The sequence below is a fragment of the Allobosea sp. P4_C6 genome (assembly GCF_056402015.1).
In genome coordinates this window covers 1-21,271 of sequence record NZ_JBFUIF010000033.1, presented here as the reverse complement: position 1 = coordinate 21,271, position 21,271 = coordinate 1, and the positions used below count along the sequence as shown (strand labels likewise).

At 66.7% G+C, this 21,271-nt stretch carries 22 protein-coding genes and 1 pseudogene; 10 read left to right on the top strand and 13 right to left on the bottom strand.

Annotated elements, in window-relative coordinates:
• Positions 1-13: 13 nt before the first annotated feature.
• Together AC1DVA_RS20370 and AC1DVA_RS20365 are read right to left on the bottom strand one after the other, a co-directional pair.
• Complete coding sequence (locus AC1DVA_RS20370) at positions 14-250, bottom strand: hypothetical protein (protein WP_476807066.1); 237 nt, start codon at positions 248-250, stop codon at positions 14-16.
• Between the two features lie 133 nt (positions 251-383).
• Complete coding sequence (locus AC1DVA_RS20365; protein WP_476807065.1) at positions 384-1,472, bottom strand: TRAP transporter substrate-binding protein; 1,089 nt, start codon at positions 1,470-1,472, stop codon at positions 384-386.
• Between the two features lie 187 nt (positions 1,473-1,659).
• Here AC1DVA_RS20365 and AC1DVA_RS20360 point away from each other — a divergent pair, with 187 nt between their 5' ends.
• The 3 genes from AC1DVA_RS20360 to AC1DVA_RS20350 are packed head-to-tail and all read left to right on the top strand — an operon-like array spanning position 1,660 to position 4,020.
• Positions 1,660-2,172, top strand: a complete 513-nt coding sequence (locus tag AC1DVA_RS20360) for a GNAT family N-acetyltransferase (RefSeq protein WP_476807064.1) — start codon at positions 1,660-1,662, stop codon at positions 2,170-2,172.
• Positions 2,173-2,197: 25 nt separating this feature from the next.
• The gene (speB, locus tag AC1DVA_RS20355) at positions 2,198-3,250 is read left to right on the top strand and encodes an agmatinase (RefSeq protein ID WP_476807063.1); all 1,053 of its coding nucleotides are present in this window, start codon (positions 2,198-2,200) and stop codon (positions 3,248-3,250) included.
• Complete coding sequence (locus AC1DVA_RS20350) at positions 3,247-4,020, top strand: hypothetical protein (protein WP_476807062.1); 774 nt, start codon at positions 3,247-3,249, stop codon at positions 4,018-4,020. Before speB ends, AC1DVA_RS20350 begins: the two co-directional genes overlap by 4 nt.
• A 10-nt stretch (positions 4,021-4,030) precedes the next feature.
• Here AC1DVA_RS20350 and AC1DVA_RS20345 read toward each other — a convergent pair whose 3' ends face one another.
• Positions 4,031-4,705, bottom strand: coding sequence for a polyamine aminopropyltransferase (locus AC1DVA_RS20345; protein WP_476807061.1), 675 nt, complete (start codon positions 4,703-4,705; stop codon positions 4,031-4,033).
• A 178-nt stretch (positions 4,706-4,883) separates the two neighbouring features.
• Here AC1DVA_RS20345 and AC1DVA_RS20340 point away from each other — a divergent pair, with 178 nt between their 5' ends.
• The 4 genes from AC1DVA_RS20340 (at position 4,884) to AC1DVA_RS20325 (ending at position 8,574) form a co-directional block, all read left to right on the top strand.
• Positions 4,884-6,086: an MFS transporter gene (locus AC1DVA_RS20340; protein ID WP_476807060.1), complete on the top strand. Its 1,203-nt coding sequence runs from the start codon at positions 4,884-4,886 to the stop codon at positions 6,084-6,086.
• Between the two features lie 215 nt (positions 6,087-6,301).
• Positions 6,302-7,075 carry a transporter substrate-binding domain-containing protein gene (locus AC1DVA_RS20335; RefSeq protein ID WP_476807059.1) on the top strand — a complete coding sequence of 258 codons (774 nt, stop codon included), beginning with the start codon at positions 6,302-6,304 and terminating at the stop codon, positions 7,073-7,075.
• A 75-nt stretch (positions 7,076-7,150) separates the two neighbouring features.
• Positions 7,151-7,861 carry an ABC transporter permease gene (locus AC1DVA_RS20330; protein ID WP_265052600.1) on the top strand — a complete coding sequence of 237 codons (711 nt, stop codon included), beginning with the start codon at positions 7,151-7,153 and terminating at the stop codon, positions 7,859-7,861.
• Positions 7,858-8,574 carry an ABC transporter permease gene (locus AC1DVA_RS20325; RefSeq protein WP_476807058.1) on the top strand — a complete coding sequence of 239 codons (717 nt, stop codon included), beginning with the start codon at positions 7,858-7,860 and terminating at the stop codon, positions 8,572-8,574. The genes AC1DVA_RS20330 and AC1DVA_RS20325 overlap by 4 nt, the downstream gene beginning before the upstream one ends.
• A 7-nt stretch (positions 8,575-8,581) precedes the next feature.
• Here the strand turns inward: AC1DVA_RS20325 and map are convergent, their stop codons facing one another.
• Positions 8,582-9,334: a type I methionyl aminopeptidase gene (map, locus tag AC1DVA_RS20320; protein WP_476807057.1), complete on the bottom strand. Its 753-nt coding sequence runs from the start codon at positions 9,332-9,334 to the stop codon at positions 8,582-8,584.
• Positions 9,335-9,455: 121 nt separating this feature from the next.
• On the opposite strand from map, the pseudogene AC1DVA_RS20315 reads away from it, so the two are divergent.
• Positions 9,456-10,331: pseudogene (locus AC1DVA_RS20315) on the top strand (NAD(P)-dependent oxidoreductase); the annotation flags it as partial.
• A gap of 53 nt (positions 10,332-10,384) precedes the next feature.
• On the opposite strand, the gene AC1DVA_RS20310 reads toward AC1DVA_RS20315, so the two are convergent.
• Genes AC1DVA_RS20310 through solA form a run of 3 tightly spaced genes read right to left on the bottom strand, consistent with a single transcriptional unit; the run spans position 10,385 to position 13,635 of the window.
• Entirely contained in the window at positions 10,385-11,575 is a 1,191-nt protein-coding gene (locus tag AC1DVA_RS20310; protein ID WP_476807056.1) for a multidrug effflux MFS transporter, read from the bottom strand.
• Positions 11,572-12,474, bottom strand: a complete 903-nt coding sequence (locus AC1DVA_RS20305) for a DMT family transporter (protein ID WP_265052604.1) — start codon at positions 12,472-12,474, stop codon at positions 11,572-11,574. Before AC1DVA_RS20305 ends, AC1DVA_RS20310 begins: the two co-directional genes overlap by 4 nt.
• A gap of 21 nt (positions 12,475-12,495) precedes the next feature.
• Positions 12,496-13,635 (bottom strand): N-methyl-L-tryptophan oxidase, encoded by a 1,140-nt coding sequence (gene solA / locus AC1DVA_RS20300; RefSeq protein ID WP_476807055.1) that lies wholly within the window; start codon positions 13,633-13,635, stop codon positions 12,496-12,498.
• A 206-nt stretch (positions 13,636-13,841) separates the two neighbouring features.
• Here solA and AC1DVA_RS20295 point away from each other — a divergent pair, with 206 nt between their 5' ends.
• On the top strand, positions 13,842-15,566 hold the full coding sequence (locus tag AC1DVA_RS20295; RefSeq protein WP_476807054.1) for a methyl-accepting chemotaxis protein: 1,725 nt from the start codon (positions 13,842-13,844) through the stop codon (positions 15,564-15,566).
• A 39-nt stretch (positions 15,567-15,605) separates the two neighbouring features.
• Here AC1DVA_RS20295 and AC1DVA_RS20290 read toward each other — a convergent pair whose 3' ends face one another.
• From AC1DVA_RS20290 to moaA, 4 genes are all read right to left on the bottom strand, one after another.
• Complete coding sequence (locus AC1DVA_RS20290; protein WP_265052607.1) at positions 15,606-16,370, bottom strand: hypothetical protein; 765 nt, start codon at positions 16,368-16,370, stop codon at positions 15,606-15,608.
• Between the two features lie 10 nt (positions 16,371-16,380).
• Positions 16,381-17,850, bottom strand: a complete 1,470-nt coding sequence (locus AC1DVA_RS20285; RefSeq protein ID WP_476807053.1) for a hypothetical protein — start codon at positions 17,848-17,850, stop codon at positions 16,381-16,383.
• A complete protein-coding gene (locus AC1DVA_RS20280) occupies positions 17,840-18,376 on the bottom strand; it encodes a hypothetical protein (RefSeq protein ID WP_476807052.1) in 537 nt (178 codons plus the stop codon). The genes AC1DVA_RS20285 and AC1DVA_RS20280 overlap by 11 nt, the downstream gene beginning before the upstream one ends.
• Positions 18,377-18,517: 141 nt before the next feature.
• Positions 18,518-19,531, bottom strand: a complete 1,014-nt coding sequence (moaA, locus tag AC1DVA_RS20275; protein ID WP_476807094.1) for a GTP 3',8-cyclase MoaA — start codon at positions 19,529-19,531, stop codon at positions 18,518-18,520.
• 151 nt (positions 19,532-19,682) lie between these two features.
• Between moaA and AC1DVA_RS20270 the strand changes: the two genes are divergently transcribed.
• Positions 19,683-20,048: a gamma-butyrobetaine hydroxylase family protein gene (locus tag AC1DVA_RS20270; RefSeq protein ID WP_476807093.1), complete on the top strand. Its 366-nt coding sequence runs from the start codon at positions 19,683-19,685 to the stop codon at positions 20,046-20,048.
• 40 nt (positions 20,049-20,088) lie between these two features.
• Here AC1DVA_RS20270 and AC1DVA_RS20265 read toward each other — a convergent pair whose 3' ends face one another.
• Together AC1DVA_RS20265 and AC1DVA_RS20260 are read right to left on the bottom strand one after the other, a co-directional pair.
• Positions 20,089-20,991: a DMT family transporter gene (locus AC1DVA_RS20265; protein WP_476807092.1), complete on the bottom strand. Its 903-nt coding sequence runs from the start codon at positions 20,989-20,991 to the stop codon at positions 20,089-20,091.
• A gap of 14 nt (positions 20,992-21,005) precedes the next feature.
• Positions 21,006-21,155: a hypothetical protein gene (locus AC1DVA_RS20260; protein ID WP_476807095.1), complete on the bottom strand. Its 150-nt coding sequence runs from the start codon at positions 21,153-21,155 to the stop codon at positions 21,006-21,008.
• Positions 21,156-21,271: the final 116 nt, after the last annotated feature.

Genomic DNA, 21,271 nt, shown 5'->3' with positions numbered 1-21,271 from the left:
GGTATCCGAGCGATCAGGCTTGGTGGCCCTGAAACGAGGCGCGGTTATGACGATCGACGTCATCGTAACACGGCTGCCGGATGGCGCTCATGAAAAACCCCGGCTCGCGCCGGGGTAAGTTCCCCTCGCGCTGCGGCCCCGTTGGATCGGGATCGGTTCGAAAGCGCGAGCGGATTGGAACGCGATAACTTCGAAAATTCAGAAAAGCAGATTTGGAGACGTAAGCAAGAGGTTTTTGCATGTCGAGCATGCAATTTTGTCATGGGTTATCGTGGCGCTGGCCGGCTGCGTCATGCTGTGCGTCAGAACGGGTAGGCTCGGCGTCACAAAAAAGGGCCCGGCGAAGCCGGGCCCTGAAACGTTGATCCAATCGCTCGGAGAGCTCAGCGCGCCCGCGTACGGACCTGGAAGACGTCGAAGCTGAGTTCCGCGACCTGCCACCAGAGATACTGGTCCGAGCGGAAGGCGGCCATGGTCTCGATCGCCTTCTTGAAGTCCGGGTTCTTGGCCGCGATTTCGCCATAGAGCTCGTTGGAGGCCTTCAGGCAGGCTTCCATCACGTCCTGCGGGAAGGGGCGCAGCTGCGTGCCGGCCGCGACGAGGCGCTTCAGCGCCGGCGGGTTCACCACGTCGTACTTCGCCGCCATCTGGGTGTTGGCATAGGTGCAGGCAGCTGTCAGAGCGGCCTGGTAAGCCTTGGGCAGCGCGTTCCACTTCTCCAGGTTGACGAAGGCATGGACCGTCGGCCCGCCTTCCCAGAAGCCCGGGTAATAGTAGTACGGCGCGACCTTGGCGAAGCCGAGCTTCTCGTCGTCATAGGGGCCGACCCACTCGGCGCCGTCGATCGTGCCCTTTTCGAGCGCCGGATAGATGTCGCCGCCGCCGAGCTGCTGCGGCACGAGGCCGAGCTTCTGCAGCACAGAGCCGGCGATGCCGCCGATGCGCATCTTCAGGCCCTGGATGTCGGCGACCGACTTGATCTCCTTGCGGAACCAGCCGCCCATCTGGGCGCCGGTGTTGCCGCAGGGCAGACCGTAAATGTTGAACTTCTTGTAGAACTCGTTGAACAGCTCGTTGCCGCCGTTCTGGAACAGCCAGGCGTTCTGCTGGCGGGCGTTGAGCCCGAACGGGACCGAGGCGGCGACCGCGAAGGTCGGGTCCTTGCCGACATAGTAATACGAAACGGTATGGCACATCTCGACGGTGTTGTTGCTGACCGCGTCAGCAGCCTGCAGCGCCGGCACGATTTCGCCCGCCGCGAAGACCTGGATCTGGAACTTGCCGTCGGTCAGCTCGGAGACCATCTTGGCCATGATTTCGGCGCCGGCATAGATCGTATCGAGCGACTTCGGGAAGCTGGAAGCCAGACGCCACTTCACCTCCGGATTGGACTGCGCGACAGCCGGCATGGCCACGGCAGCGGTGGCGGCGGCGCCAGCCGCTGCGGTCTGGATAAACTGACGACGCTTCATCTAGCGATTCTCCTCGGACGTTTGGCGGGTGCGAGCGTTTCGAACCAGTTCTGTCGCTCGACGTTCAGAATCGCCTTGTACCGAATGGATTTTCGAAGTGCGAGGGATTTTATCGCCGATTCTTGCGACTTTCGGCTAGTTCCGGCACATGCCTAGGCTGGCTCCTGTGGCGGTGCTTAAAGCGACGATGATCGAGACCGAAAACCTGAAACTGCGTCGCCCCGTGACGGAGGATCTCGATGCGATCCACGCCATGCGCCGCGACCCCGCCGTCATACGCCACCTCGGCCGCAAGCCCCTCAATCGCGAGGAGGCCTGGCACCGGCTGACCCGCCTCACGGGCCATTGGGCGCTCCGGGGTTACGGCATGTTCATCGTGGTCGCGAAAGCGAGCGGACACGTCATCGGCGAGGTCGGCCTGTTCGACGGTTACAGGGGCTTGTCTCCGGATTTCGACAATGCGCCGGAGGCGGGATGGATATTGGCGGCTGAGGCCCATGGCAAAGGCTATGCGATCGAGGCTGCCACTGCCGCCCATCGCTGGTTTGCGCAGACGCATGGCGAGCAGCGCAGCGTCTGCATCATAGCGCCCGACAACCTCGCGTCCCTACGCGTCGCGCAGAAGCTCGGCTACAAGAGCTTCGGACAGGTCGATTATCAGGGCGGGCCTGTGACGATGCTCGAACGCATTCCGTTTTGACAGCTCGCCGCCGAGGAGATCAGGCATGGATCAGGACAAGCTCACCAAGCTGCGGCAGCGCTATGCCGGCGCCGGCGGCGGCGACATCCACGATCCGCGCTTCGCCAGGGTCGCTGCGGGCCAATTCACCGGCGACAAGCGCAAATGGCCGTTTGCTGATGTCGCGACCTTCCTCGGCACACCTTACCGGCCGGAGGCGCTTACCAAGCCCGATCTCGGTGGGCTGGATGTCGCGATCATCGGTGTGCCGATGGATCTGGGCGTCACCAACCGGGCGGGTGCGCGCCTCGGCCCGCGCGCCGTCCGCGCCATCGAGCGCGTGGGCCCGATGGACCATGTGCTCGGCACCGCGCCCCTCACCATGGTGAAGGCCGCCGATATCGGCGATGTGCCGTTCCGCTCGCGCTTCTCGCTCGAAAACTGCCATGAGGACATCGAGGCGACGTTCCGCACGATCGTCGAAGCCGGCGTCTCGCCGCTTGCCGTCGGTGGCGACCATTCGATCACCTATTCGATCCTGAAGGCCGTCGGCGCGAAGCGGCCGGTCGGCATGGTGCATATCGATGCCCATTGCGACACGTCCGGCCCGTATGAAGGCTCGAAGTTCCATCACGGCGGGCCGTTCCGCCAGGCGGTGCTCGCCGGTGTGCTCGACCCCGAGCGCGTCATCCAGATCGGCATCCGCGGCGGCGCCGAATATCTCTGGGAGTTCTCCTTCGAGTCCGGCATGACCGTGATCCACGCCAACGAGGTGGACGAGCTCGGCCTCGATGCCGTGATCGCCAAGGCCCTGGCGGTGATCGGGGAGGGGCCGACTTACGTGTCCTTCGACGTCGACTCGCTCGACCCCGGATTCGCGCCCGGCACCGGGACCCCGGAGGTCGGTGGCTTGACGCCGCGCGAGGCGCTGGCGATTTTGCGCGCCCTCAAGGGGCGCGACATCGTTGCAGCGGATGTCGTAGAGGTTGCGCCGCAATACGATGCCACGAGCAACACCGCTCAATGCGCGGCGCAAGTGCTGTTCACGGAACTCTGCCTTCTGGCGGAGGCCCGCGCCGCAGGAAAAGGAAGACCATGACGAGGTTTGGTTCGATTGCACGGTTCGCCGCTCTCGGCGCGCTCTGCATCTTGGGGACGGTCGCGCGTGCCGAAGTGCCGGCAAACGGCCCGGGCTACATGGACGCCGCATTCGCCTCGGTCGACACGCTGATCAAGGCCTCCCAGGGCAAGCCGACCCTCCCACGCCTGGCCGATCCGGTCGAAGGCAAGGTGCTCGAGGATGTCTGGAACGAGGCGGCCATTCTCGGCAAGGCGCCCTATGCCGAGGCCGACATTCCGGCCTTGCTCGCCATCGTCCAGAAGCAGACCCTGATCCTGAAGGCCTACACGCTGTTCTCGCCGGACCGGAAGGCGCCCGATACGGCCAGGAATACGGTCGAGTTTCAGGACGAGCTGACGCGAACGCATGTCTTCCTGCTGAAGGCCGTTGCCGCATCGCTGGAAGCGATCAACAGCTTTGGCGCGCATCTCAAGGTCGAGGAGAAGACCGAGGCTCGCTTCCAGGGGCTTCGCCAGATGCGCCTGGGCTTGCAGGAAATCGTGGCTGGGGCGGCGCTGGCCCTGCGCATTCCGGCGCTGCGCCCGGCGAACCAGCTTCTGATCGCACGCAGTCTCGCCGAGAACGCGGCCGCTCTCGCCGCGGGCACCGCGCCTCCCGACCGGCAGGCGCTGATCGCGGCCTTGCAGGCGGCCCAGCCCGCCTTGAAGCCGGATGCGAAGAAGGCGATCTCGGAGTTCATCCAGACCGTCTCGGCTGCATCCTGCGACGGTCTCTGCCGGCTCAACTGAGGCAGCCGCGCTAGCGGCGTGCCGCCAGCCAGATCACATGGCGCGCGCCGCCGCCGGTCCGGCGGGCGCGCGCCGTCACCTCCTCGGTGGCGAAGCCGGCGTTGCGCAGGCGACGGGTGAAGCCATGGTCCGGCCCTGAAGACCAGACCGCGAGGATGCCGCCCGGCCGCAGCGCGGCCTTGGCGGCAGCCAGCCCCACCGCCGCGTACAGGCTGTCATTGCCCGCGATGGTCAGCCCTTCCGGGCCGTTGTCGACATCGAGAAGGATGGCGTCGTAACCGCCCTTGCCCGTAGCGATGACGCTTGCCACGTCGGCGACGGTCAATTGCACGCGGGGGTCGTCGAGACAGCCTGCGAAGACAGCGGTCATCGGCCCGCGCGCCCATGCCACGACTGCCGGTATGAGTTCGGCGACCTCGACATGTGCATCCGGCGGCAGGTTGGCGAGCGCGGCCCGCAGGGTGAAGCCCATTCCCAATCCACCGATCAGGATGCTGGGTTGGGCGCGCTGACCCAGCCGCTCGCAGACCAGCTTCGCCAGGGCTTCTTCCGAGCCGCTGAGGCGGCTGTTCATCAGCTCGTTGCTGCCCAGCATGATCGAGAATTCGCTGCCGCGCTGCTTGAGCCTGAGGTCGCCGCTGCGATCCGGCAGCGCTGCGGTATCGAGTACGGTCCAGGGAATCACGTCGTTGTCGCCTGTGTCGGAAGCGGCCTTATAGCCGGATCCGGCGGATCCGTCCGGCTGGCGTATCGATATGCGCATGATGCATGAAATGTCGCCGTTTACGCTCTTGTATCGGCGTCAGTGGAATGGCTATTTCATGTTGCGGCGCAGCATGTCGCCAATCTCTTGAAAGCGACTTATGACCCTCGCCGCGCATGATCGCAGCCTGAACGCAGACACGTCCGCCGTCCGTTCGACGCCGGTCGGGCTGGTGCTGTTTGCGCTGGCCATGGGCGGATTTGCGATAGGGACCACCGAATTCGCGGCGATGAGCCTGCTGCCCTATTTCTCGGCCGGGCTGGGAATCGACGAGCCCACCGGGGGACACGTCATTAGCATCTACGCGCTCGGCGTGGTCGTCGGGGCGCCGCTCATCGCCGTGCTGGCGGCCAGGATTCCGCGCCGCACGCTGCTGATCGGTCTTATGGGCGTCTTCGCGATCGGAAACGGCCTGAGCGCGCTGGCGCCGAACTATCACTGGATGCTCGCCTTCCGCTTCCTCAGCGGCTTGCCGCATGGCGCCTATTTCGGCGTCGCGGCACTGGTGGCCGCCTCGCTCTCGGCTCCGAACCGGCGCGCGCAATCGGTGGCGCGGGTCATGCTGGGCCTGACGATCGCGACGATCCTCGGCGTTCCCGCCGCGAGCTGGATGGGGCAAGTGCTGGGCTGGCGCTCGGGCTTTGCCATCGTCGCGGTTCTCGCCCTTATGACGGCGCTGCTGATCGGGCTCTTCGCACCGCGCGACAGGGTTCAGCCTGGTGCGAGCCCCTTGCGCGAGCTTGGCGCGCTGAAGCGCCGGCAGGTCTGGCTGACGCTCGCCACCGGCGCGATCGGCTTCGGCGGGCTGTTCGCAGTATACGCCTATCTGGCCTCGACATTGGTGGCCGTCACCGGCGTTTCGCCCGCGCTCGTGCCCGTCGTGCTCGCCGTTTTCGGAGTGGGGCTGACGCTCGGCACGCTCTTCGCCGGCTGGGCGGCCGACAGGGCGCTGGTTCCCGCGACGGCCGGCATGCTGCTCTGGAGCTCTTTCTGGCTCGCGGCCTTCCCCTTCGCCGCCGGCAACATCTGGGCGGTTTCGCTGGTCGTCTTCATGATCGGCGCCGGTGGTGGCCTTGGCGCCATGCTGCAGACCCGCCTGATGGACGTGGCCGACGATGCGCAGACGCTCGCCGCCGCGCTCAACCACAGCGCCTTCAACACCGCCAATGCGCTCGGCCCCTGGCTCGGCGGCATGGCGATCGCCGCCGGCTACGGCTGGACCTCGACCGGCTGGGTCGGCGCGGCGCTGGCGCTCGGCGGCCTCGCGATCTGGATCGTGGCGGTTCTCGACGCCCGCCGCTGAGCGGGCAGGGCGCTGCTCCCGCACGGTCGACCCCAGCGCTTGATGGCTTCTCCTTTGGCAGGATCGCGCCCGCTGCCGGCCCTTTGAGCGGGGTAGGCTGCGAAAAGCTGCGCGAGCCCCTCTTGCGGGTGGCGCTAAACTGCGCCCAATCTGTCGCGACGGGGCCGAACCGGGACGAATGCAAGTCCGGCGGTTCCGAAACTGCGGGAGGTCCCATGAAAAGTTTCGTTCGTTTCGTCGCGGCTGCGGCGTTGACGCTGGCTGGTGCGACAGGCGCTCTCGCCCAGGCCAAGGAGTGGAAGGAGATTCGGATCGGCACGGAAGGCGCCTATCCGCCCTACAACAACCTGAACGCCAAGAAGGAGCTCGAGGGCTTCGAGATCGACTACGGCAACCTGCTCTGCGAGAAGATGAAGGTGAAATGCACCTGGGTCGTGCAGGACTGGGACGGCATCATCCCGGCGCTGCAGGCCAACAAGTACGACGTCATCTTCGCCGGCATGAACGCGACCGATGAGCGCAAGAAGCAGGTCGACTTCACGTCGGTCTACAGCAAGACCCCGATCTGGGTGATCGGGCCCAAGAACACCAAGTCGGACGATATTTCGCCTGCTGCTCTCAAGGGCAAGTCGATCGGCGCGCAGGGCTCGACGATCCACGCGAACTATGTCGAAAAATTCTACAAGGATTCGACCGCGCGCCTCTATCCCACCCAGGAAGAGGCCAATCTCGACCTGCTCAACGGTCGCCTCGACTATATCGTCGCCGACGCGCTCGCCCTCGCCGACTTCCTCAAGGGGAAGGGCAAGGATTGCTGCAAGAAGATCGCCGAGGTGAAGCGCGACGATGCCATCCACGGCGCCGGTGTCGCCGGTGCGGTCCGCAAGTCGGACACGGCTCTGAAGGACATGATCAGCAAGGCCATCGCCGAGACGATGGCCGACGGCTCGCACAAGAAGCTCGAGGACAAGTGGTTCAAGTACGAGTGACCTGACGCCTGCTGACGCTCACCCGCCGGCCATTTCAGGCCGGCGGGTTTCAGTTCCTCGCGCGCCGGCCATGCCATGTTCGATAAACTTGCTCTGCTCGGCTTCGGTCCCGGCGGCTGGGGCTGGGCCCTGCTGCAAGGCGCTGCCAACACCATCTCGGTCGCGCTCGCGACCCTGCCGTTCGGCCTGGCGCTCGGCCTCGTCATCGCGCTGTGCAAGCGCTCCGACCACGTGATTCTGCGGGGGCTGGCGACGATCTACGCCACCGTGTTCCGCGGCGTGCCGGAGCTTCTGACGCTCTACATCATCTATTTCGGCATCCAGGTCCTGGTGCAGCGCGTCTGGACCGGTTTCTCGATACCGCCCTTCGTCGCCGGCATGGTCGCGCTCGGCCTGGTGCTGGCGGCCTTCTCCAGCGAGGTCTGGGTCGGCGCGCTGAACTCGATCCAGAAGGGCCAACGCGAGGCGGCCTCGGCGCTCGGCCTGTCGAAGGCGCAGGCCTTCCGGCTTGTCGTCTTCCCGCAGCTGATCCGCGTGGCGCTGCCGGGGCTCGGCAACAACTGGATGGTGCTGCTGAAGGAAACCTCGCTGATCTCGGTCATCACGCTGCAGGACATCATGTTCATCGCGACGCGCGCCAATGTCGTGACCAAGGAGCCGTTCCTGTTCTTCGGCACGGCGATGCTGCTCTATTTCTTCTTCTCGCTGGTCTCCGCCTGGGGCATCGACAGGCTGGAACAACGCACCCAACGCGGCCAGGCCGCCTTCGGCGGAGCGACGCGATGAACTGGTGCGAATATCCCGGTTCCTGGGTCGGCAGCGAGGTTCTGCAGAACTATGGCTGCCGGATGGCGAGCGGCCTCTGGGTCACCTTCGAGCTCGTGGCGGTGTCGGTCGCCATCGGCTTCGTGCTCGCGCTCGGCCTCGCCATTACCAGGCTCTATGGTCCGCGCTGGGCGCGGATGGCGGTCAGCGGCTACACCACCTTCCTGCGCGGCACGCCGCTGCTCTGCCAGCTTTTCCTGGTGTATTACGGCCTCGGCCAGTTCCGCGAGTTCTGGCAGGATATCGGTCTGTGGTGGTTCTTCCGCGAGCCGTTCTATTGCGCGGCCTTCACCTTCACCATCAACACCGCCGCCTACCAGGCAGAGATCCTGCGCGGCGCCATCCAGGCGATCCCGCGCGGGCAGTTCGAGGGTGCGCTCTCGCTTGGCCTGCATCGCTGGGCGACGCTGCGCCGCGTCGTGCTGCCCCAGGCGATGATCCTGGCGTTGCGCCCGCTCGGCAACGAGCTGATCGTGATGATCAAGTCCAGCGCGATCGTCTCGCTGGTGACGCTGTTCGACCTGATGGGCGCGACGCGGCTTGCCTTCGCCCGCTCCTTCGACCTGTCGATCTATCTCTATGCGGCGCTGATCTATCTGGTTTTGGTCGAGATCATCCGGCGCATCTGGGACAGGCTGGAGCTTAGACTCAGCCGCCACCTGGCCCTGCGCTGACCCGGCGTTAGCCCGGCAGGGTCAGGACGACGGCGCCGCGCGGGGTTGCGACGACGGTGTGCTCATATTGCACGGTGGGCGCGCAAGGCTCGCTGTAGAGCGTCCAGCGATCGTCGTCCCCCTGTTCCGCCCAGTCCGCTCCCAGCGACAGGAACGGCTCGACGGTGAAGACGAGCCCGTTCGTCATTGTCCGGCGCTCGCGCCGGTCAGGCCAGGTCGCGATCTCCGTCGGCTCCTCATGGAGCGAGCGACCGACGCCGTGGCTCGCGAGGTTGCGCACCAGCGTATAGCCGTTCTTGTCGGCGAAGCGTCCTACAGCCTGGCCGATGCCGGCCAGCGGCTTGCCCGCGCCGACCTGCGCGATACCGGCCCAGAGCGCGCGCCGGCCGTCGCGGCACAGCCGCTCCAGCTTTGGCTTGACCGGCGGCACGGCGAAGGAAGCGCCGGTGTCGGAGAAAAAGCCGTCCTTCTCCGCGGAGACGTCGATATTGACGAGGTCCCCCGCGAGGATGCGCCGCTCGCCGGGGATGCCGTGAGCGATCTCCTCGTTGACGCTGATGCAGGTCGCGCCGGGGAAGTCATAGGCGAGTTCCGGGGCCGGGCGCGCGCCGTGGCGTTCGAGGAAATCGCGCCCGATCGCATCGAGCTCCGCGGTGGTCATGCCGGGCTCGAGCGCCTTGCCAATGGCAGCCAGGGTGCGCGCCACGATCCGGCCGATCTCGCCGAGTGCGCGCAATTCATCGTCGTTGGATATGGTCATGGACCTGAGCTAAGCCGCCGGCGTTCCGGCTGCAACGGGAAAACCGCATGGGCGGCTCACGCTCTTCCGGCTTCCCAGCCCGCCGGCCCCGCGCTAAAGCGCCAAGGTCTTCGTAACGCGGGAGCTGTTCATGGCCAAAGTCGCATTCCTCGGTCTCGGCGTGATGGGATATCCCATGGCCGGCCATCTCAAGGCCAAGGGCCATGACGTCACCGTCTACAACCGCAATCCGACGAAGGCTCAGGCCTGGGTCGCCCAGCATGGCGGGCTTTCGGCGGCAACGCCGGCCGATGCCGCCAAGGGGCAGGAGTTCGTCTTCGCCTGCGTCGGCAACGACGACGATCTGCGCTCGGTCACGATCGGCGAGAACGGCGCCTTCGCCGGCATGGAGAAGGGCGCGGTCTTCGTCGACCACACCACCGCCTCCGCCAATGTCGCGCGCGAGCTCTATGAGGCCGCGAAGCACGGCGGCTTCGGCTTCATAGACGCGCCCGTTTCCGGCGGGCAGGCTGGCGCCGAGAACGGCGTGCTGACCGTGATGTGCGGCGGCGAGCCCGAGACCTATGCCCGCGCCGAACCCGTCATCGTCAGCTTTGCCCGGATGTGCCGGCTGATGGGGCCTGCCGGCTCCGGCCAACTCACCAAGATGGTCAACCAGATCTGCATCGCCGGCCTGGTTCAGGGCCTGTCGGAAGGCGTCCATTTCGCCAAGCGCGCCGGCCTCGACGTCGAGGCCATGCTGGAGGTGATCTCCAAGGGGGCTGCCGGCTCCTGGCAGATGGAGAACCGCGGCAAGACGATGAATCAGAACAAGTTCGATTTCGGCTTCGCCGTCGACTGGATGCGCAAGGATCTCGGCATCGTCCTCGACGAGGCCCGGACCAACGGCGCGCAGCTGCCGGTGACCGCGCTGGTCGACCAGTTTTATGCCGAAGTCCAGAAGATGGGCGGCAAGCGCTGGGACACCTCCAGCCTGATCGCCCGCCTCGAGGGCTGAGGCTCGAGCGTCGGATTCACACGACGCTCTGACAAGAAGATGGACGGCCCGGCTCAGATCGCCGGGCCGCGCCCTTTGCGGGCGAAGCCGACCGCGACGAGGCCGAGCGCGATCAGCATCCAGACCAGCACGTTCATGGATTGCGGCCACAGGGTTACCAGCCAGCTGATCAGCACGGTCAGCCCGGCGCTGATCCCGAGCTGGATCGCGCCCAGCAGTCCTGCGGCGGAGCCGGCAAGCTCGGGACGTGCGGAGAGCGCGTCGGCGGTGGCGCCGGGTATCGTCAGGCCATTGCCGATGGCGTTCACCGCCAGTGGCAGGAACAGGGTCAGCGGCGACCACCAGGGTGAGAACGACAGGGCAAGCGCCGCGCCCGTTCCGATGAACGAGATCACGAGGCCGAGCCGCACCATCTTCGGCGTGCCGACGCGCACTGCCAGCCGCGACATGGCGAAGTTGCCGAGCATGTAGCCGAGTGCATTGAGGATGAAGTAGCTGCCATAGGCGTCGGAGCCGTGCCCCATCGTCTCGACGACGATGAACGGCGTCGCGGCGATGAAGACGAAGAAGGCCGACACCGCGCTGGTTCCGGCCGCGACGTTCAGCAGGAAACCCCGGTTGCGCACGAGCTCCGGAAAGGCTCGGAAGACCCCGAGCAGGGAGCTCTGCGCGCCGATACGGGGCGCCGTCTCCGGCAGGCGCAGGACGGTGAGCGCGAGCACGCAGGTGCCGAACAGGGTCATGAACCAGAAGATGGTGCGCCAGCCGAGCGCGGTCTCGATCTGGCCGCCGAGCCAGGGCGCAAGCATCGGCGCCACCACCATCACCATCGTCACGCTGGCGATCTGGCTCGCCGCCTCGTCGCGGTTGGCGCTGTCGCGGATGATCGCCCGCGACAGCGCGAAGACGGCGCCCGAGCCGGCTCCTTCCAGTATGCGCGCCGTCAGCAGGATTTCGGTCGAAGGCGCCAGCGCTCCCATTACCGAGCCCAGCACGAACAGGCCGACCCCGGCATTGACGCAGGGGCGGCGGCCGAAGCGGTCTGACAAAGGCCCGATAACGAGCTGCGTCAGGGCGACCGAGACCAGGAACAGCGTCAGCGTGAGCTGGATCGTGGCGTAGTTCGATGCGAAGTGGCGGGTCAGGGCCGGCGTCGCCGGAGCCAGCAGGTTGAGCGCGATCGGCTGGAGCGCGGAGATCGCGACCAGGATCGCCAGCGTCGGCTTGGCCGATCCGGCCGTCACGCCGTCGGCTTTCGGGTCAGCTTGAGGTTCGAATCGGGCCGCACGCGCTGCCGGTGCATCGTATAGAGTCCGCTGCCGACGATCAGCCCGATGCCGAGGAAGGCAAAGAGATCGGGCACGTCGCCCCAGACGAGATAGCCGAGCAGCGTGGCGAAGACGATGACGGCATAGCGATACTGCGAGATCACGGCGACATCGGTGCGGCGGAAGGCGCTGATGATGAAGAAGGTCCCGACCGTTACCAGGACGGCGGCCAGCGCCACATAGACGCTCTCGATCCGCCAGACCGGCAGCCATTGCTCGGTCAGCCCGTAGCCGAACGCGACGAGGCCGACGACGACCGTCGTGGTCAGCGAGATGACAGTCGAGGGAACGTCGTCGCCGATGCTGCGCGTCGTCAGGTCGCGGCAGGCGACGAGGAAGGTGCTGAGCAGGGCGACGAGAGCGGCCGCGTTGAAGGAAGCCGCACCCGGCCGCACGATGAACAGCACGCCGATGAAGCCGACGGTGAGTGCCAGCGCCCGTCGCCAGCCGACGCGCTCGATCCGCAGCACGACCGCGAGAGCGACGATGAGCAGGGGGGAGGCCATGTTGATCGCCGTCATGTTGGCGAGCGGCAACAGGCCCAGCGACCAGCCGAAGGTTAACGCGCTCAAGGCTTCGAGCAGGCCGCGCAGCAACACGCGTGGCCGGAAGGCCGTGGCGAGGCGGTCGCTCTCGCGTGCTGCGAAGACGAGCGCGAAACCGACGACGACCGCGAAGACGGTCCTCAGCGCGATCGCCTGTCCGGCCGGATAGGTCTCGCGTGCCAGCTTCATCAGCGTGTCGTTGACGACGAAGAGCGACATGGCCGCGAGCATGAAGACGACGCCGCGGCGATTTTCGGCTGCGCTGGCCAAGAGGTATCCTGCGGGAAAGGCTTAGGCCGCGAAGCGGGAAAGCGAGAACTGTGTCAGATCGAAGGGCGACTGGCCGGCGGTCGAAAGATCGGCCAGGATTTCGCCGATCGCGCTGGCGAATTTGAAGCCGTGGCCCGAGCATGCCGAGGCGAAGACGGCCTGCGGCACGCCCGGCACCGTGTCGATGATGAAGCCTTCGTCGGGCGAAACGCTGTAGACGCAGCCCTTCACCGTCAGAGGCTCGCCGGCCGCATCGGGAATATAGCGCGCGAGGCACTCGCGGATGCGCTGGACCTGGTTTTCGCTCGGCGTCCGGTCCGGTTCGCGCGGGTCCATGGGCTCGCGCCCGAAATGCGGCCCGCCGAGCTTGAAGCCCGGATGCTCGTAGAGTGGGAAACCGTAGAAATTGCCTTCCTCGACGCTGAGGATGAAGACGGGGAAGGCACCCTCGCGGAAGAGTTCGGGCCGCCGCGTGGTGAACCAGCCGATCGCCTGCTTCACGGTGCTGACCCGTTCCGACAGGGCCGGCACCGCGTCGGCGATCCAGCCACCCGAGGTGATGACGAGGCGGCCGGCCGAGTAGGTGCCACGTTCGGTGCGGACGACGACGCCGCCCTGCGCCGTCGGCGTCCAGTCCAGCAGCGGTTCATTGGTGCGGATGTCGGCCCCGCGCGATTGCGCCAGCCCGACATGAGCGTAGATCGCCTTTTCCGAGGCGACGAAACCGCCATCCGGCTGCCACAGGCCGACATGCCCGGCCGGGAGCTGGAAGCCGGGGAAGCGGCGCATCACCTCGGCTCCCTCCAGAACCTCATGCGTCAACCCGTGGTCGAGACAGGATTGCAGGGAGGATTCGACCGGTCCGCCGCCTTTCGGCGCGAGGTCGAGCGAGCCGGTGACATGGAGCAGCTTCATGCCGGCCTGTTCGCCGGTTTCCGCCCAGAGTTCATGCGCACGCCGCACGATCGGGACGTAGTGCGAGCCTTCGAAATAGGCGAGGCGGATGATCCGCGTCAGGCCGTGCGAGGAGCCCATCGCATGGCCGAGCTCGAAGCGCTCGAGGCCGAGAACCTTGAGCCCGCGCTTGGCGAGGTGCCAGCAGGCGGCCGACCCCATGGCGCCGACGCCGGCGACGATGACGTCATAGCTGTGCTGGCTCATGGCTCGTGCCCGTGCGACGTGGAAACCCCAGCCATACAGGCCGCGCAAGAGGTGGTCCAATGCTTCTGCGGCACAGGCGCCGTGCAGGTGCGGAGGAAGCTTTTGTTAACGGACGCCGCCCATAACCGCAGGCAGGGCTGACCTTAGGTGAGACTGGGCTTGGGATGAAGGGCAGGATTCGACGCTGGCTGGGCGCCCGAACTCCCATGGGTAGCGAAGCCCCGACCGAACCGGCGCCGATCGAGGTCGCAGAAGCCCCCATCGTGGCGATTGCTTCCAACGACCTGTCCGTCCGCGATGCGGTTGATGATATCGAGCGCGACATTCTGTTCGCGATGAATCGGCTCACGAAGGAACTGGGTGAGGTCGAGAAGCTCTCAGCCGATTCCGAAAGCGGCTCCCGCACCATTCTGGAAAGTGCCGGCAGCATGCGCATGGCCGTCGGCGCGGCGAGCGAGAACGCCTCCGTCCTGGCCGCCGCGACGCAGCAGGTTTCCCAGTCGGCCGAGCAGGTCGACAGCGCCATGGCGAGCGTCCGCGACCGGCTCGACGCTGCTGTGGAGCATGCGGGGCAGGCCACCTTGATGTTGGACGGCCTCAGCGAGGCGACAGGCGAAATCCGCGGCATCGTCGATTCCATTGCGGAGATCGCTCGCCAGACGAATCTGCTGGCGCTCAACGCCGCGATCGAGGCGGCCCGCGCCGGAGAGGCCGGCCGTGGCTTCGGCGTCGTCGCCTACGAGGTCAAGTCGCTCTCGGTCGAGGTGAGCGAAGCCGTCGAGCATATCCGCAGCCGGGTCGACCGGCTCACGCATGCGGCCCAGAGCTCTACGGGCATCGTCAACGAGGCGCTGCAGATCGTGCGGGACGTCAACCCGCTTATGACGACGATCAGTCAGGCTTCGCAGGAGCAGGCGGCGTCGACAGCGGAATTGTCCCGCAATGCCCGCGAAGCCGCGCTCTTCGTCGAAGGCGTCGCGCGCCGCGCGGATGAAATCGATCGCATCGCTCATGTCACGGTCGCCGAGAGCGAGCGCGCGCGCCGGGCCTCGGAGAAGGGCAGCCGGCTCGTCGGCCGCATGTTGCGCCGCTTCAAACCCGTCCTGCGGCACTCCGCCTTCGCCGACCGGCGGCGCTTCGACCGTTTCCCGACCGCGCGGCGCGCGCAGCTGAGGATCGGCGGCATCGACCTGTCGAGCCGTATCGTCGATGTCGGTCGCGGCGGAGCGCTTCTGGCCGATGCGCAGGCCATCCGGTTAGGCGGCGGCGACGGCACGATCACCATCGACGGCCTGCCGCCGCTCCCCTGCCGGATGACCGGTCACAGCGAGCGCGGGTTGCATCTCGCCTTCGATGCGGATGCTGCCGCCGGCAGCGGCGCATTGGCGCTGATGATCGAGGATATCGAGCGCTCCTATCGCCCCTTCATCGAGCGCGCCCAGGATTTCGCGAACGAAATCGCCGCAGCCATGGAAACGGCCATCGAGAAAGGTCTGATAGCCGAGGAGGATCTGTTCGAGGCGAGCTACACGCCGGTTCCCGAGAGCGAGCCGCTGCAATATCTGAGCCCGAGCCTGCAGGCTCTGGAGGCCGTGCTGCCGCCATTGCTCAGGAAGACGCTCGCGAGCGATCCACGTCTGGTCTTCGCCGTGCCGAGCGATCGCAACGGCTACATGCCGGTGCATCATGCCGAGACGTCGCAGCCCCAGCGCGGCCATGATCCGGACTGGAACGCGGCCCATGCCTGCAACCGCCGTATTCTCGACAGCCGCTCCGGGATCAGCGCGAGCCGCTCGGTCCGCCCGTTCCTGGTCCAGCTCTGCCATCACGACCTCGGAGACGGCCGGATCGAGGCCTTGAGCGAGATCAATGCGCCGTTGCGGGTGCGCGGCCGCCACTGGGGCGGCGTGCGGATGGCCTACAGGCTCTGACGATCGCGGTTCGCACCGGCCGCAACGACGGCAGCGGCGCTACAGCCTGTCCCAGTTCACCGTGATGCTCAGCTTCTGGAACGCCTGCTTCCACAGCGATGCGGCTTGTTCGAGCCGGGCTTGGTCGTAGACGCCCTGGACCTGATGGATGCTCAGCGCCCAGCTCTTGGCGCCCGAATCCTGCCAGACCTTGTCGAGCAGGCGCCGCAGGCGCTCCGGATCGCGCGCGCCGGCCGCGTTGCCGAAGACGGTGAACTGGCCCGAATTCTGGAGCATGTCCGAGACGAGGACGAGCGAGCGATCGCCGTTCGCCACGCGGTTCTCGCGCCGGGAGACGACGTCGCCGATGGCTTCCACGATCGGCGACTGGTTGCCCTTCGCCGGCTGGGTCAGGACGGTGAGAGCATCGTCGAGCGGGCGGCCGAACTTCTCGACCCATTTCACATATTCGCGGCGCGGGTTGCCGATCAGCTCGCTCGCCGTCTTGCCCGGGTTGCACAGCGAGATCAGCGAGGGGAAGCCAGGCTCGAACACGTCGTTGAAAACGTAGATCGACAGCATCCGCTCGGCCGGCAATTCGTCGCCGATCTGCTTGACCAGCTTCTTCAGCCGCCCGGCCTGCACCTCGCTCCAGGGATCGCTCTTGTCGACCAGGATGAGCGTATGCCCGACCGGCCCGCTCTTCGGGCACAGCGTCTCCTGGTCGCGCGGCGGGCCGCGCAGCAGGGAAGGGGCCGCGAAGAACCCGACGAGCGCAACGCCGGCGAGCACGGAAGCGACGATGGCCAGGTTCTCGGTCTTCATCTGTCGCTCTCTAGCGCGGCATTGCGGCGAAATCCTCGGCCGCCTGCTTCTGCGCCGCCTCGTCGCTCTCGAAGGCCTCGCGGCCGGCCTTCGCCGCGCGCAGCTTGACCTGCTCGATCTCGCCGGCGAGGTCGACCCCGCGCAGCAGGATCAGCCTGTCCTTCAGCTTGGCTTCGATCAGGGCGGGCATGCTCGCGAGCTGCTGCTCGAAATCCTCGATCTGGCGGCGGGCCGCAACATATTCCGGCAGTTCCCCCGGCTGGTCGATCTCGGCCAGGTTGAGCGACTGCGAGAAATAGGCGGGCGGCAGATCGGTGCGGACCCGCAGATTGGCCTCGCGATATTGCATCATCGCGGCGTCCTTGGCCGCGCGCAATTGCCCGAGGCGGGACATAAACAGGTCTCGCGCCTTCTCCGCCGCGGCCTTCACGCCCTGCAGCTTGCCGAGCTCGTCGCGGCAATCCTCGCGGAAACCGTCGATCTGGGTGCGGATCGCCTCCAGCTCCGGCAGCAGCTCGACATCGAGCCGGCGCCGCTCCTCCTCGACCGCGCCCCAGCGCTGCCGCCAGCGCTTGTAGGCGGCTGCATGGCCCGGATAGGTGCCGAAGGCCGTATAGCCCTTCGTCGCCGAGACGAAGGCGACGAGGCAGCCGATGATGACCAGAGCGACCGATTTGATGTCGTAGATCGCGAAGGGGTTCTCCAGCATGCGCGGCATGACCTGGAAGGAGCGCGTATCCGGGCTCGCGATCAGCATCTCGCGGTAATGCCCGACCGCGAGATTGAACAATACGATCAGCGCGATCATGCCGGCATAGGCGGGCAGGGCCCAGAACAGGTGCGAGCTCTTCACATGCTGGCAGTATCGCGCCGGCCCGACCCCCATGAAGAAGCCGAGCGCGATGTTGAGCGCCGAGATGATGACGGCCGTGGCCGCACCGCCGACCAGGCCGAAATCGCTCGCCTCGGCGAAGAAATTGCCGTTGAGCAGGCTCTCGATCACCAGCGGCACGACCAGGAAGAACAGGATGAACTGCCACTTGTCGAGCTTGGGATCGGCGCGGCGCTTGTTCTCGTAGTTGAAGAAGGCGTATTCGCGCTTGGCCCTGAGCGCATCGTAGACGCGCTGCTCCAGCTCGCTGCCGTGCTTGTTGAGCATCGCGCGCATCGTGGCCTCGACGCCGCGCACGCGACCCTCGAAGCGCTGCTGCGTGAACAGTTCGCGCCGGCTCGCGACCTCGGCCTGGATGGCGTTGAGGCTCGCCGCAGCGTCCTGCCGCAGCGTCGCGTAATGCTCGCGTGCCCGGGCGATCAGAGTCTGTTCGGTCTGGGACAGCATCGTCGCATCGGCCGGCGGCAGATTGTCCACCGCATCGCTCGCGCCGTTATGGCCGGCCTTGACGGATTCCGCCAGGTGATGCGCGGTCACCGCAGGGCTGGTGCCACGCAGCGAGCCAACGCCGCCATTCTCATTCGCCATGGGCGGCTCGCGTCAGAAAAAGCCGGGCTTCGACGACATCGACCCAGAAATCGCGGAAGCCGGGATAGGAAGGCCGCAGATAGGCCCGTTCGAACCACAGCGTCAGCGCAATCAAGGCGGCGCTACCCAGGATCGGCAGGATGGTGGCGGCAGAAAGCGACGCCGCATCGAGCTCCGCCAGCCGCCAGCCGAGGCAAGCCAGCACCACGGCGCTTGCGATGACGAGCAGCGCGCGAACGCGGTGGCGGCCGGTGTCGTAGGCGAGTTGCAGCGCGGCGGTCATCATCGTGACGGCGAGGGCCGCGCAGAGCTCGAGCACGACGAGCCCGGCGATCACGGCTGCCATGCCGGCTCCGATCCCGGTTGGCGAAGCGGGAGCGAGCACCGTGAACACCCCGCGCGCGGAAGACCAGGCCAGGTAAAGGCAGAAGAGCAGCGCGGCAGCGATGAGAATGGCGAGAAGCGGGAGGGAACGCCGCAACCGCGCCGCCATGATGGCGAGCCGCGCCGCGTGGGTCTGCCTCACGGCGTCATCGATTGCGCTTGCGGCCGCTCTCACGCGGCCTGCGATCGCTTTGAACATGACCCGCAGCAACTCCACCCGTCCGCGGACGGTGACCGCATTCGGCGGGCCGGTCAAGCGAGCGGCGGCCTCCGTCCAGGCCGATCAGCCGCCGGTGACGCTCATATGCCGGCCGACGGCCGGGCGCGCATGGCGCCGGTCGATGATGAAGTCGTGGCCCTTGGGCTTGCGGGCGATGGCCTCGTCCATGGCGCGATAGAGCAGCGCATCGTCCTGCGAGCTGCGCACGGCGGCACGCAGATCGGCCGCATCCTCCTGGCCGAGGCACATATAGAGCGTGCCGGTGCAGGTCAGGCGCACCCGGTTGCAGCTCTCGCAGAAATTATGGGTGAGCGGCGTGATGAAGCCGACGAGCCCCCCGGTCTCCTTGACGCGGACATAGCGCGCCGGGCCGCCGGTGCGGTAGGGATCGTCGACCAACGTGTACTTGTCCATGAGCCGTCCGCGCACCACCGAAAGCGGCAGGTACTGATCGATGCGCCCGGCCTCGATCTCGCCCATCGGCATGACTTCGATCAGCGTGAGGTCCATGCCGAGGCCGTGCGACCACAGCATCAGCTCCTCGATCTCGTCGTCGTTGACGCCCTTCAGCGCGACCGCGTTGATCTTGACCCGCATGCCGGCCTTGCGCGCGGCTTCGATGCCGGCGAGCACGACATTCAGGTCGCCCCGGCGGGTGATCTCGCGGAACTTGTCGGCATCGAGCGTGTCGAGCGAGACGTTGATGCGACGGACGCCGTAGCCGGCCAGCTCGTCGGCATAGCGATGCAGCAGCGAGCCGTTGGTGGTCAGCGTCAGCTCATCGAGCGCGCCGGAGGTGAGGTGGCGTGAGAGCGAGCGGAACAGGCTCATGATGTCGCGGCGCACCAGCGGTTCGCCGCCGGTGAGTCGCAGCTTGCGCGTGCCGCGCGTGACGAAGGCTGTCGCGATCCGATCCAGTTCCTCAAGCGTCAGCAGTTCCTTGCGCGGCAGGAACTGCATGTTCTCGGCCATGCAATAGACGCAGCGGAAATCGCAGCGATCCGTCACCGAGATGCGCAGATAGGAAATCGTCCGGCCGAACGGATCGACCAGTGGCGACCGGGTCAGCGGTTTCATGTCGTCGAGCAGCACGTCTGCCTCAACTCCAAACGCACTGTCCGCTCCGCACAGGATGCGAACAGGTTTTCACATTGCTATAGCGAGACATTGGCATCGATGCGGCCAAGGTCAAGCGCATGGCTGCTACCCGCTGCGAAGGGCTTACACGATCATGTCATCCTGGCCGACCGAAATCCGCCTGTCGAAGGATCGCCGGACCCTGCATGTCACGTTCGAGGACGGCGCGAGCTTAGCGTTGCCGGCCGAGCTGCTGCGCGTCGAAAGCCCCTCCGCCGAGGTCCAGGGCCACCACCCCAGCCAGAAGACGATCGTTCCCGGCAAGGCGGCCGTCGAGATCCTGCGGGTCGAGCCGGTCGGCCACTATGCCGTCAGGCTTGGCTTCGACGACATGCACGAGACCGGTATCTACGCCTGGGACTATCTGCGCGAGCTCGGCGAGCAGGCCGGCGAGAAGATGCGCGCCTACGAGGCCGCGTTGGCCGAAAAAGGGCTGTCGCGGGAGCGGCCCGGCTAGGCGCAGCTTGGCCCTTGGCGCTGTCGCGGCCTTCGGAAGGCTATGATCGGGAGGCTCTTCGGAGCGCCAGCCCGACACCGCTCAGGGTAAGGGCCATGGCGACGAGCTCCCGGACACCCAGGGAATCGCCCAGCAGCAGGGCGGCTGCGAGCGTCCCGATGATCGGCACGAGCAGCATGCCGGTTGCGGCGGCGGAAGCGGGCAGCCGTCTGAGGGCGCCGAACCAGGTCAGGTAGCACAGGGCCATCGGGCCCACCGCCATATAGACCAGGCCGGCGAGACCCGGCGCCGAGAGTGCTAGGACGCGCGGCTGTTCCAGCAGCAGGCCGAGGATCACCATCGGCAGGCAGCCCAGTGCCACCTGCCAGGCGACCAGTACCGTGGGAGGCATCGGTATGGGCTTGCGAGCCGTGACCGTGCCGAGCGCGAACAGCATGGCCGCGGCGAGCGCGAACAGGATACCCGGCCATTTGCCGCCGGCGAGATCGGGACCGCCCATCAGCACGGCGATACCAGCAATGCCCAGGGCGAGCGCCAGCAGGCTCTGCCGGTTCGGCCTCTCGCCGAGCAGGGGCCATGCGATCAGCACCGCCCATATCGGCATGGAATAGGCGATCAGGGCGCCTTCCGAGACTTTCAGCCAGTTCAGCGACAGGGCGGTGAAGCCCATCCAGGCGAAGACGTTGATGCCGGCCGACGCGGCAAGCCGCAGGCGGGCGTCGCGTGGAACTGCAAAACGTTCGCTGCGCAGCCAGGCGAGGGCGGCCAGCCCGATCGCACCCAGTAGCCCGGCGGTGCCGCGCGCGAACAGGGGCGGCCAGTCCTGAAGGACGAATTTGAGCACAGCCCAGTTCAGCCCCCAGCCCATGGCCGTGATCATGAGAAGGATCTGGCCGGACCGCTGATGGGCGGTTTCGGCCGATGCCGCTGCCTCGCTGCCCATAGCCACGAGCCGGCTCAGCGGTGCGCTGCCTTCAGCGCCTGGTCGAGATCGTCGTAGAGATCGCCGACATCCTCGATGCCGGTCGAGAGGCGCAAGAGGTCGGTCGGGCAGGGCGAGCCCGCGCCGTTCGAGGCAGTGCGCGTGCAGGACCCCGCGCCCGACATGGAGCTGGTCAATTCGGCGCTGGCCGCGCTGATCGCCGGCAACCCCGCGCTCAAGGACATCCGCATCGCCGAGGCCTGGGGCGGGACGATCGATTCCACGCCCGATACCGTGCCGG